Origin of the sequence: Herbaspirillum sp. DW155 (genome assembly GCF_037076565.1) — a bacterium.
Lineage (GTDB): Bacteria > Pseudomonadota > Gammaproteobacteria > Burkholderiales > Burkholderiaceae_D > Herbaspirillum.
This window is the reverse complement of the sequence record NZ_AP029028.1, coordinates 167,657-179,222: the sequence shown is the minus strand read 5'-3', so window position 1 is coordinate 179,222 and position 11,566 is coordinate 167,657. Positions and strand designations below refer to the sequence as shown.

11 protein-coding genes are annotated in these 11,566 nt (G+C 64.1%); 2 read left to right on the top strand and 9 right to left on the bottom strand.

The window, feature by feature from the left end; translation table 11 throughout:
- Window positions 1–62: 62 nt before the first annotated feature.
- The 4 genes from AACH55_RS00895 to AACH55_RS00880 form a co-directional block, all read right to left on the bottom strand.
- Window positions 63–992, bottom strand: coding sequence for a branched-chain amino acid ABC transporter permease (locus tag AACH55_RS00895; RefSeq protein WP_338717517.1), 930 nt, complete (start codon window positions 990–992; stop codon window positions 63–65).
- A gap of 131 nt (window positions 993–1,123) precedes the next feature.
- Complete coding sequence (locus AACH55_RS00890) at window positions 1,124–2,062, bottom strand: delta(1)-pyrroline-2-carboxylate reductase family protein (RefSeq protein WP_338717516.1); 939 nt, start codon at window positions 2,060–2,062, stop codon at window positions 1,124–1,126.
- A gap of 19 nt (window positions 2,063–2,081) precedes the next feature.
- Window positions 2,082–3,092, bottom strand: coding sequence for a trans-3-hydroxy-L-proline dehydratase (lhpH, locus tag AACH55_RS00885; RefSeq protein WP_338717515.1), 1,011 nt, complete (start codon window positions 3,090–3,092; stop codon window positions 2,082–2,084).
- A gap of 214 nt (window positions 3,093–3,306) precedes the next feature.
- The gene (locus tag AACH55_RS00880; protein WP_338717514.1) at window positions 3,307–4,443 is read right to left on the bottom strand and encodes a branched-chain amino acid ABC transporter substrate-binding protein; all 1,137 of its coding nucleotides are present in this window, start codon (window positions 4,441–4,443) and stop codon (window positions 3,307–3,309) included.
- Window positions 4,444–4,822: 379 nt separating this feature from the next.
- Here AACH55_RS00880 and AACH55_RS00875 point away from each other — a divergent pair, with 379 nt between their 5' ends.
- The gene (locus tag AACH55_RS00875) at window positions 4,823–5,287 is read left to right on the top strand and encodes an Lrp/AsnC ligand binding domain-containing protein (protein WP_008334229.1); all 465 of its coding nucleotides are present in this window, start codon (window positions 4,823–4,825) and stop codon (window positions 5,285–5,287) included.
- On the opposite strand, the gene AACH55_RS00870 is transcribed toward AACH55_RS00875, so the two are convergent.
- The gene (locus tag AACH55_RS00870) at window positions 5,277–6,266 is read right to left on the bottom strand and encodes an AraC family transcriptional regulator (protein ID WP_338717513.1); all 990 of its coding nucleotides are present in this window, start codon (window positions 6,264–6,266) and stop codon (window positions 5,277–5,279) included. The two genes, AACH55_RS00875 and AACH55_RS00870, sit on opposite strands and share 11 nt — an antisense overlap.
- 152 nt (window positions 6,267–6,418) lie before the next feature.
- Between AACH55_RS00870 and AACH55_RS00865 the strand changes: the two genes are divergently transcribed.
- Entirely contained in the window at window positions 6,419–6,952 is a 534-nt protein-coding gene (locus AACH55_RS00865; protein WP_338717512.1) for a carboxymuconolactone decarboxylase family protein, read from the top strand.
- Between the two features lie 179 nt (window positions 6,953–7,131).
- On the opposite strand, the gene AACH55_RS00860 is transcribed toward AACH55_RS00865, so the two are convergent.
- The 4 genes from AACH55_RS00860 to AACH55_RS00845 form a co-directional block, all read right to left on the bottom strand.
- Window positions 7,132–9,195 (bottom strand): TonB-dependent receptor, encoded by a 2,064-nt coding sequence (locus tag AACH55_RS00860; protein ID WP_338717510.1) that lies wholly within the window; start codon window positions 9,193–9,195, stop codon window positions 7,132–7,134.
- Between the two features lie 181 nt (window positions 9,196–9,376).
- Entirely contained in the window at window positions 9,377–9,790 is a 414-nt protein-coding gene (locus tag AACH55_RS00855; RefSeq protein WP_338717509.1) for a hypothetical protein, read from the bottom strand.
- A gap of 80 nt (window positions 9,791–9,870) precedes the next feature.
- Complete coding sequence (gene dksA, locus AACH55_RS00850) at window positions 9,871–10,356, bottom strand: RNA polymerase-binding protein DksA (protein WP_338720431.1); 486 nt, start codon at window positions 10,354–10,356, stop codon at window positions 9,871–9,873.
- A 441-nt stretch (window positions 10,357–10,797) separates the two neighbouring features.
- Entirely contained in the window at window positions 10,798–11,553 is a 756-nt protein-coding gene (locus tag AACH55_RS00845; RefSeq protein ID WP_338717508.1) for a HesA/MoeB/ThiF family protein, read from the bottom strand.
- Window positions 11,554–11,566 lie beyond the last annotated feature (13 nt).

Genomic DNA, 11,566 nt, shown 5'->3' with positions numbered 1-11,566 from the left:
TCCGATTTCTTAAGTTTCTAAGTTTCTGTTTTTAAGTTTTTAAGGTTTTAAATCTTAAAAACTCAGGCACGGTCCGCCACACGCTCACCCATGATCCCGGAGGGGCGCAGGGTCAGCACGATGATCAGCACGATGAAGGCGAAGATGTCCTGATAGTTGCTGCCCAGGAAGTTGCCGGTCAGGTCGCCGATGTAACCGGCACCGAGACTCTCGATCAGGCCCAGCAGGATGCCGCCCAGCATGGCGCCGTAGATGTTGCCGATGCCGCCCAGCACCGCCGCCGAGAAGGCCTTCAGGCCCGGCACGAAGCCCATGGCGAATTGCGCGGTGGAATAGTTGGCGGCCCACATCACGCCGGCAATCGCCGCCAGTACGGCGCCGATGCCGAAGGTGACGATGATGACGCGGTTGGCGTCCACGCCCATCAGGCCGGCGATGCGCGGGTTCTCGGCGGTGGCGCGCATGGCGCGGCCCATCTTGGTTTTTTCCACGATGAGCACCAGGCCGATCATCGCGGCCAGCGCCAGGATGAGCAGCATGATCTGGGTCGGCGAGATCAGCGCACCGGCGATGTTGACCGGGGTCGAGGGCATGATCTGCGGGAACGGCAGGGGGCTGCGGCCCCAGATCATCATGGCGAAGGTCTGCAGCAGGATCGACACGCCGATGGCGGTGATCAGCGGCGCCAGGCGCGGCGCATTGCGCAGCGGACGATAGGCGATGCGTTCGATCAGCAAGCTCACGATCACGCACACCGGAATCGCACCGACGATGGCGATGATCAGCTTGACGATGCCCGGCAGGTCAGGCGCCACCTGCTGCACCAATTTGAGGATCGACAGGCCGACCATGGCCCCGACCATCAGGATGTCGCCGTGGGCAAAGTTGATCAGGTTCAGCACCCCGTACACCATGGTGTAGCCCAGGGCGATCAGTGCGTACATGCTGCCTAGCACCAATCCGTTGATGATCTGCTGGATGAAAATGTCCATGAAACGGTGTCTCCTTCAGGAGGATGATTGTTGTGAAACGTCAGGAAATTGCAAGGAAACGGCGGACGCGGGAGCGTCCGCAAAAAAGCGTAAATTATTTATTAAATTAAGCGCGCATGCACGCGCAAATTTCATATTCCCAGTGTTGCGCGCATCACGCGCGCTGCCGCCAGGTCCCACGCCGCCTGGCCCACGGTCTTGAACACCGGCAGCGCCCCCGCGCTGTCGAGCGTGTCCACCGTCGCCTTGCCGGCCAGCACGTCGCCGATGCCGACCACGCCCGCCCAGTCCACCTTGGCCTGGATCAGATCGCCTGCTTCGTGATGCGCGCCGGCCAGGTCATCGACCACGATGCGGCGCGCGTGCAGCAGACTCGCCGGGAACTCCACCATGTCCGGCTTGAAGGCCCCCACGCCGATGGCCAGCGTATCGGCGGCGATCTGTTCGGGGATCACGGCCACGCGCGAAGTGGTCAGGGCAATCACCACATCGGTGCGTGGCAGATTCTCTTGCAACATCTGTGCCGGGAGCGGACTGGCCACGGCTTGCGGCTGGCGTTCGCTGATGGACTGGCAGAAAGCCTGGGTGCGCGCGAGGTCACGCGCGGCGACCCAGAACTGGCGCACGCCGAAGACTTCCACCAGCGCATCGGCATGCGCGGCCGCCTGGGCACCAGTGCCGATGAGCAGCGCCGATTGCGGCGTGCGTGGCAACAGCGTGCGGATGCCCAGCATGCTCATGGCAGCAGTGCGGCGGGCAGTGACGGTGGGACCATCCATCAAGGCCAGACGGCGGCCAGTGTGGGTCTCGAAGACGATCACCTCGCCCTGGATGGCCGGCAGTTGATGGCGGGCATTGTCAGCATGGACGGTGATGAGCTTGGTCACCGCAAGATCCTCGGCGATGGCCGGCATGCCCAGCAGCACACTGTTGCCATCGATGGGAACGACCTGCCGCTCGGGGGCACGGATGGCGCCGCTGGCCAGTTCCTGCGCGGCGCGTGCGAGGGCATCGACCAGCATGCGATAAGGCAGGGCTTGCGTGGTCTGGCGGGAATCGAGAATGTGCATGGGAATCCTGTGGGAAAAGTCAGCGCAGGAAGAAACCGGTCGGGAAGGGATCGGAATCTTCCAGCACCCACTGGTTGGTACTCATGATATGGGCGTAGCCGCTCACTTCGGTGAGGGCGCCGTCGAAGTCGCCGACCTTGGTGGCGGCCGTCACGCGCACGCCGAAATTGCTGCCGACGATGCTGCCGTTGACGTAGTTCTGGTTCAACGCCAGCTGACCGCGCAGGAACAGCTGGGCGGCGCGTCCTGACGTGCCGGTGCCGGTGGGCGAGCGGTCCACTTCGCGGTCGGCGAAGATGCAGACGTTGGACTGGTCCGCGCCGGGGAAATTGGGTTCGCTGTCGATGATGGTGCCATACAGCGTATTGAGGCCCGGCTCCAGCGGATGCGCGATGGCGACCTTGGCCATGACGGCGGCCTTGGTCTCGGCACCCAGCTGGATCAGCTGGCGCACCAGTTCAGGCTTGACCGTGAGACCGGCCTGCGCCGCATTGATGTAGTAGTAGAAGGCGCCACCGAACACGATGTCACCCGTGATCCTGCCAAACCCGGGCGTCTCGACCTCGACGTCGCGGCGATAGATGAAGGCGGGTACATTGTTGAAGCTGACCTTGCCGGCGCGCACGCCATCCCACTCGACGAAGGCCTCGATGAAACCGGCCGGTGCATCGAAGCAGATGCGGGTCTGCGGCTGCGTGCGTTCGACGTAGCCCATCTCGACCAGCACCTTGCCCAGGGCGATGATGCCGTGGCCGCACATGTCGCTGTAGCCTTCGTTGTGAATGAAGATGACGCCGAAGTCGGCACCGGCCGTGACCGGTGGCAGCAGGTAGGCGCCGTACATGTCGGCATGGCCGCGCGGTTCGTTCATCAGGAAGCGGCGCAGGTCGTCGCGATGTTCACGCAGCCAGGCGCGCTGCTCCAGGATGGTGCCGGCCGGGATCTTGGGCAGGCCCGAGACCACGATGCGCAGCGGTTCTCCGCCGGTGTGGGCATCGATGGTCTGGACGGTACGGGTGTAGCTGAGCATGGTCTTCCTTCCGAATATGCTGCGGGTCCGCCAGGGCAGAGGGTAACACTGCGGCGACGGCATCGGCACCGCAAGCGGGTACGGCAAACCGCTCCCGGGCCGGTCGGAACCGGCGGGAAGCGGGATACTGCGATGTGGAGCTGGGACTGGAGCCTGGCGCGCCGCCCGCGACTGCGGGCGGCAGGACCGGGCCAGAGAAAGGACCGAGGACCGATCAGTAGCTGGTCAGGGGAACCGGCAGACCATCCTTGAAGCGATAGACGGTCACGGGCGATTGCTTCAGGTCGTGATTTTCGTCGAAGTCGTACTGGCCGGCCACACCCTTGTAACTGATCTTGGCCAGGGCCGGGCCGAAGGTCTTGGGTTCGACCGAGTTGGACTGCTTCATGGCTTGCGCGATGAGCATCATGCCATCGTAGAAGGAGACTGCATAGGTTTCGGCAGGACGGCCGAACTTCTTCTGGTAGTCGTCAGCGAAGACCTTGCCATCCTTGGCCTTGTCCAGCATGGTGCCGCCCTGGGTGCAGTAGACGCTTTCGCCGATGGCGTCGCCACCCAGGCGCCCCATTTCCGGCGAACAGATGCCGTCGCCGCCCATCAGGGGCACGTCGATGCCCAGTTGCTTCATCTGGCGCTTGATCGGGCCGCCCTGGGGAGCGTAGCCGCCCAGGAACACGGCGTCGGGCTTCTTGCCCTTGATGGAGGTCAGGATGGCGGTGAAGTCGGTGGCCTTGTCGTTGGTGAAGTCCTTGCTGATGACTTCGATGCCGTTGGCCTTGGCGACCTTGGCGAATTCTTCGGCCAGGCCCTGGCCGTAGGCGGTGCGGTCATCGATGACGGCCACGCGCTTCAACTTCAGTTCCTTGGCGGCATACAGGGCCATCTTGCCGCCCAGCTGACTGTCGCTGGCGGCCACGCGGAACAGGGTCGCGAAACCTTGCTGGGTGATCTTGGGGTTGGAGGCCACGGTGGCCACCACGATGCCGGCATCGTTGTAGACGCGCGAGGCCGGGATGGTCACGCCCGAGTTGTAGGGACCGACGATGGCCTTGATGCCCTGGTCGGCCAGCTTCTGTGCCACGGCCACGCCCTGCTTGGGGTCGGCCTGGTCATCTTCGGCGATGACTTCGAACTTGATCTTCTTGCCGCCCACGGTGATGGGTTGCGCATTCAGACGCTCGACGGCCATCATCAGACCGCCCTGGTTGTCCTTGCCGGCCGATGCCTGGGGACCGGTCAGCGGGCTGGAGAAACCGATCTTGACGACCTGGGTTTCCTGCGCCATGGCGAAAGCAGGGATCAGCGCCAGCGAGGCGGCGATGATGTTGAGTCCGGAGACGCGTTTGAACATGGGGTGTTTCCTCTCTTCTAGAAAGTCAGACTGCGGTGGGTAATTGCATTGAAAACGCCGGAAAAGCAGGATTTGCGCCATCCCCGACCTTGTGGGCCGGGGCAGCGCATTCCGTTGATGCTGGACTGACCGCGAGAGGCCGGTTCTCACCGCCACGCGCAGGCCAGCCCTGGCAAACAAAACTCGTCAACACGCTTGCCGAGATACTGCTGTGATCCGCGCAGAAGCGAGGTGAACCGCGCTTCATGCCCGCATTACGTTATGTTTTTTATGAGGGAGGATTCTATTGACTCTTCCTTGATATTAGGCGCGCTTATTCCCCTTATAATCGGAATAAAATTTTCTCTATATTTTTTAAACTGAATAAAGTTCAGAAACCATGGCCGGACTCGACAAGATCAGCAAGAAAATTCTGGCGGAGCTGCAAAACGACGGCCGCATCAGCAACGTCGACCTGGCCGCCCGCGTGAACCTGTCACCGGCCGCTTGCCTGGAGCGCGTACGCAAGCTGCAGGAGGCCGGCTACATTCTGGGCTACGCGGCACAGTTGAATCCGGAATTGCTGGACGTGTCCCTGCTGGTCTTCATCGAAGTGGTGCTGGACCGCACCACGCCGGATGTCTTTGCCGAATTCAAGAAGAGCGTGCAGAGCATCCCCGAGATCATGGAATGCCACATGGTGGCGGGCGGCTTCGACTATCTGGTGAAGTCGCGCGTCAAGGACATGAATGCCTATCGTGAATTTCTGGGCAAATCGCTGCTCCAGTTGAAGGGCGTGCGCGAGACCCACACCTACGCCGTGATGGAAGAAGTGAAGAACACCATCCGCCTGCCTATCCGCTGAGGCTGCCTGCCTCCGGCATCCCTTCCGGCGCCGCGTCCCTCCCCTTGCGCCGATACGCACCCGGCCCCATGCCGCTGAATTTCTTGAACACGCGGTTGAAAGCCGCCTCCGACTGATAACCCACAGCTTCGCCGATCTGCGCGGTGGCCAGTTTGCTGTAGCTCAATAGCTGCGCGGCGCGGGCCATGCGCAATTGCTGCAGGATCTCGCCCGGCGTGGCGTCCCCCACCTCCTGGAAGCGCCGCACGAAGGTCGCGCGCGACATGTGGCACAGTGCGGCCAGACCCGGCAGCGTCCAGTCTTGCTGCGGGGCCTCGAGCATGGCCTGCAGCGCCGGCTGCAGGCCGGGATGGGCCAGCAACGCCAGCAAACCCGGCTGCGGTCCGCCCTGGGCCAGCCAGGCGCGCAGGGCCAGGCCAAACAGCGCCGCCGCCAGCCCCGCCACCACGGCCTGGGCACCGGCGCGCAGTTCTCCGCGACCATCGGCACCGCCGCATTCGCTGCGCAGCAGCGTGGCGAGGGTGCGCAGGCCATCGCCCTCGGGCAGCAGGGCGCCCCTTACCAGCAGCACTTCCGGCAGGGCCTGCACCAGCGCATTGGAGTGCGGGGCATCGAAATGAAATTGCCCGCAGAGGAAATCCGACAGCGGCTGCTCGCCGCCTGCGCTGTCGTCGTTGACCTTCAGCCGCACCGGTGCCGCCGTCAGGCCGGACCGGGCTGCGATGGCCTCGGCGGCGGGCGTGACGAAAAGATCATGGGCAGACCCTCGCGTGAGCACTACCAGGTCGCCGGCTTCCAGGGGCAGGATGTCGCCCGTGCGCAGTTGCAGTTGCGCCCTGCCCTCCAGGATGAAGTGATAAGGCGCCACCCCTGGCGGCAAGGCGTCGTGCGGCAGATTCCACGGCTGGCCGAAGCGGCAGCGGATATCCAGCGCAGCCCGCACCGGATGCAGGGACAAGAGGCGGCTGAGGGCATCCATGATTTTCCTTCGATGAGCATTTTGAGCAATTTTATGTCATTTTCAGGCATTCATAATTCCACCCTGGAGGCCTACAGTACACCCATGCGCACCACGGACCACCGGCAATCCCGCCCACGCCGCCGCGCTCATCCTCATCAAGGAGAACCCTCATGTCCCGTTTGAACATTGCCCCCATCAGCGAAGCCAGCGGCCAGGCCGCCCAACTGTTTGCCGCCATCAAGTCCGCCGTGGGCATGGTGCCCAACGCCTACGCCGGCATCGGCACCCTGAGCCCGGTGGCGCTGGAATCGGCCCTGCACCTGGACGGCGCGCTGCGCAAGAGCAGCCTGTCGGCCAAGGAAATCGAAGCCATCAAGCTGGCCGTGAGCCAACAGGCCGGTTGCGACTACTGCCTGGCCGCCCATGCACTCATGGGGAAGAAGCTCGGCCTGTCGGCCCAGGCCATTGATGGCGTGCGCCACGCCCGGCCCTCGGGCGATGACAAGCTGGACGTACTGGCCGATTTCGCCCGCAGCCTGGTCGCCACCCGTGGCACCGTCGAGGCCAGTGCGGTCGAGCGCGTGCGGGCTGTCTACAGTGATGCTCAGATCGTCGATACGCTGCTGGCGGTCACTGCGATTACCTTCACTAATTTGTTCAACCGTGTGAACGATACTGTTCTGGATTTCCCCCCGGCCCCGTAATCGGCCAGCAGAAAATCTGAAAAATTACACAGTCGTTCATACGCGCAATACAGGCAAAAAAAAGCCCGGCCGCCTCCTTGCGGAGGCGGCCGGGCAAACCGCGCTGGCGGGAGGCGCAGTCTCCCACCGGCACCCGAGGACGCCGCTGCCTGGGGCAGCTGACGTTTCATTCATATCGGTCAAAAGGCGGTGCGTACCCCCACGATGAAGTTGCGGCCACCCAGCGGCACCGTCTCGCGCAGCACCGAAGTGGACAAGCGGATGTCCTGGTTCAGCAGGTTGCGCGCCAGCGCGAACCAGGTCAGCTTCACGCCGTTGAGGCGCTGGGTGTAGGACAGGTTGGCATCGAGCTGGGTATAGGACGGAGTTGCGTAGGTTTCGAAGGAGGCCAGGCGATCCTGCTTCTGCGCGCGCAAGACCTTCACGCCGCTGGCCCAGGGGCCGGTCTTGTAGCCCAGTTCGACGCCGTAGCGGGTGGCCGGCTGCAGGGGCAGGTTGCCGAGATTGTCGAGTGTGCCGCGCGAGGTGTCGGCAAAGAGCCGGCCGGAGACGCCTTCACCGTTCCAGTTGTAGGTCACCTCGGCTTCCACGCCGCGGATGGTGGCATCGCCCTGCGACCAGAAGCGCTGGGTGAATTCGCCATTGGGATCGGCCACACCGGAGTCGTTCACCTGGCCGTTGGTACGGCCGTAGATGTAGTTGTTGACCTTGTTGCGGAACACGTTGCCCTTCCAGCGCACCAGTCCTTCGGTCTTCTGCAGGCTCAGTTCGATGTTGTGTGAAGTTTCCTTCTTCAACTGGTTGTCGCCGATGTCGTAGGTCGAGGTCGATTCATGCGGACCGTTGGAGTACAACTCCTCCACCGTCGGCGCGCGCTGGGCGAAGGAGTAGGTCAGGCCCAGGCCGTAACCGGGCTGGAAGGTCCACAGGCCACCGCCAGACCAGGAGATCAGGCTGAAGTCGCGTCCCGGCAGGCCGCTGCCGCTGTCGGGACGGCGGCTCACGCTCTCGGCGCGCAGGCCGGCGCTGGCCAGCACCTGGCCGAACTGGCGCTCTTCCACCAGGAAGCCCGCAAAGGAAGACGAGCGCGTCGGCGGGGTCAGTTCGGAGGCGCCGGTGTTGGGCGTGAGGGCCGAGTAGTTGCTCTGCTCGGTCTGTACGCCGAAGGTGCCGTGCCAGCCGGCCAGCGGCGCGTGCATCAATTCCCAGCGGGTCTGCAGGGCACGGTTGGAGAAGACCGTGTTGGGCGTGCCATCCTGCGCCTTCTCGATGTGGGTGTAGTCGGTATAGCCCATGCGGAAGCGGAACTTCTCGATGCCGGCGAAGGGCTTGTTGACGACGGTATCGAGGTCGTAGCGGTTCTGGTGCAGATCGATGAAGGACATTTCATCGGTCGGGATGCCGTAATGATCATCCAGGGTCGCCACCGACAAGCCGACGTAACCCCAGTCGGCGACGTAGGACAGACCCCCGCCCAGGCTGGTCTCATGGGTGAAAGAATTGGGCAGGCGGCCGGAGGCGCTGCTGCTGTCGCCCTGGCGGGCGTTGCCGGGGATCTTGGTGTTGTCGGTATCGCGGTAGTTGCCATCGAGGTGCAGGCCGATCTGGCCGGCCGAGGTATCGACCGAGAAGGAAGTGTTCTTCTCGCCATCGACGGTGCCATAGCGGGCTTCGACGGTGCCGGTGGGCTTGCCGACCAGTTCGGTGGGGATGCGGTCGTTGACCACGTTGACCAGGCCGCCGATGGCACCCGAACCATACAGCAGCGCGGCCGGACCGCGCAGGATTTCGATCTGGCGGGCGGTAGCCGCTTCGGTGGCTACGGCATGGTCGTTGGAGACGGTGGAGACGTCGGAGACGCCCATGCCGTTTTGCAGGATCATCACGCGCGGGCCTTCCATGCCGCGGATGATGGGACGCGAGGCGCCGGCGCCGAAGGCCGAGGCCGATACGCCCAGCTCGCCCGAGAGCGTGTCGCCCAGCGAGTTGCCGAGCTTGTTGCGCAATTCGTCGCCGGCAATGACCTTGGCGGGGGCCAGCACTTGCACGTTTTCGTCCGAGGCGAAGGGAGTGGCGGTGACGACGATGGGTTGCAGGGCCGGTTGCGAGGCGGAGGCGGCGGGGGCGGCGGGCGCGGCAGAAGATGCAGCGGTGGCATCCGCAGTCTGGGCCGAAGCCGACACGGACCAGGCCGCCAGGGCCGTGAGGACGGCCGAGGCGATATGTTGGCGTTGAAGAGCCATGTGAATTCCTTGTTATGCACGAGGCGCCGCCCACCTTGTCGTGAGGGGGACGGGGCGGCGCGGATACACCGGCCGTCGGCACGCGATCGCGCGCGGCGACGTCAGGACGACGCGGCGCCACGCACGGATGCGCGGGAGACAACCGGTAACCAGTGGTGAGGGTCTTGCAGGAGGAAGGAATTCAGCGCGGCGGGGCGCGCGAGGAGAAATGGCAGTTCAGTGGCGCGTCCCAGGACGCGAAGGCCAGCCACAAGGCCAGCACCCGGTCCGGTGCCAGCAGCGGGAGGGCAGGAAAATCGAAGTGCATGCCCGCCGACAAGGCGGCCGCGTCATAGGCGAGGCAGGAATGATGCAGGCCGTGGGCGTGCGAATGAGAAGCGTGGTGGTCTGGCACGCCGCCGGAATGGGCTGCGGGCTCGGCATGGCCGTTGTCGCCTTCGTCGAAGAAGGCTTCGCTGATCAGCGAATGTACCGTCCCCGGTGCCCAGCCGGCGTGCACGATACCGTGCACGAAGCCCAGCATCTGCGCGAACAGCAGCGTCATCGCCAGTACGGCGATGACGGTGGAGCTTCGCAGGGCACGCAGACGATTCATGGAGCCGGACCAGGTTGAGGACGACAGCGGCACTGCGCCCGCGCGCTGCAAGGCGCAGGCGTCATCGTGCGAGTGACGGATCAGTCGCCGTAGAGCTTCTGCTTCAGTTCGCGGCGTTGCTGGGCTTCCAGCGACAGGGTTGCGGTCGGACGCGCCAGCAGGCGGGGAATGCCGATCGGCTCGCCCGTTTCTTCACACCAGCCGTATTCGCCATTGTCGATGGCCACGATGGATTGCTGCACCTTCTTGAGCAGCTTGCGCTCGCGGTCGCGGGTGCGCAGTTCCAGGGCGTGTTCTTCCTCGATGGTGGCGCGGTCGGCCGGGTCCGGCACCAGCACGGTTTCGCGCAGGTGTTCGGTGGTTTCATCCGCGTTCTTGAGCAGATCCTTTTCCAGCTGCTGGAGACGGGCCTTGAAGAAAGCAAGCTGCGCTTCGTTCATGTAGTCCTTCTCGTCCATCTTGAGGATCTGTTCCTCGGTCAGCAACGGCGCTGCAGGGGTAGTTTTGGGAGTCTTGGTTGCCACTTCGCTTACTTTCAATACTACGGGTTTTTCAACTATATCCATTATCCCGGCTGATGCACGGCTGCCGGAACAGGTCGCTTGTGAATCCACTTCCCTTGCCGCGTTGGCACCTCTTCGATTGACGTTGACGCGATCCGCTGGCCCGCCCGGTGTCTCCTGGCCGCGCTGCGGATGGCGCACGCTTTTTCGCGGTCAAGGATTGTACACCAACGATTCCGGATGCCAAGCCCTTGGCGCAGCGGGCCGCTAGCCCTTGTTGCCGGTGGCCGGACGCGGGCGGTGGTCCTGTTCATGGAGCGGTTCATGTCTCCCCCCTGTGACGGGCTGGACGGGGCGGGCTGATCGCGCTTATGAATTGTCGTCGTTCCGAACATCAGCCAGGCGCATGTTGCATGTCATTTGCATTGCAACATCCATCCGTGTTTATACCAGAATAACGGGGCGGGATGGAAGCGCCGATGCGTTCGGCCCGCCGGCCAAGACTCAGGCGTGCCGCCGGGCGCACACCGGGCACTGGCGGTCGCGGCCGATGGCGATGCTGGTCCACTCCATCTCGCGCGCATCCAGGATCAGCAGGCGCCCGGCCAGCGAGCGGCCGATGCCGGCCACCAGCTTGATGGCCTCGGCCGCCTGCATGGTGCCGATGATGCCCACCAGCGGCGAAAACACGCCCATGGTGGAACATTGCACTTCCTCGAATTCGCGCTCGGGCGGGAACAGGCAGGCGTAGCAGGGGCTGGCGTCCTGGCGCGGGTCGAACACGCTGACCTGGCCATCGAAGCGGATCGCCGCGCCCGATACCAGCGGCACGCCGGCCGCCATGCAGGCGCGATTGACGGCATGGCGGGTGGCGAAGTTGTCGCTGCAGTCCAGCACCACGTCAGCCGTCTCCACCAGTGCCTGCAGCCGCTCACCTTCCACCTGCTCGGCCAGCGCGGTGACCTGCACGCCGGGGTTGATCTGCTGCAATGCCTCGCGGCCGGACACGACCTTGGGCTGGCCCACGCGCGCGGTGGTATGCATGATCTGGCGCTGCAGGTTGGTCAGGTCAACGCTGTCGTGATCCACCAGGGTGATGTGGCCTACGCCAGCCGAGGCCAGGTACATGGCGGCCGGCGAGCCCAGGCCACCGGCGCCGATCACCAGCGCATGGCCTTGCAGCAACCGGGTCTGGCCTTCGATATCGATCTCGTCGAGCAGGATGTGGCGCGAGTAGCGCAGCAGCTGTTGGTCATCCATCGTCAGATCTGCC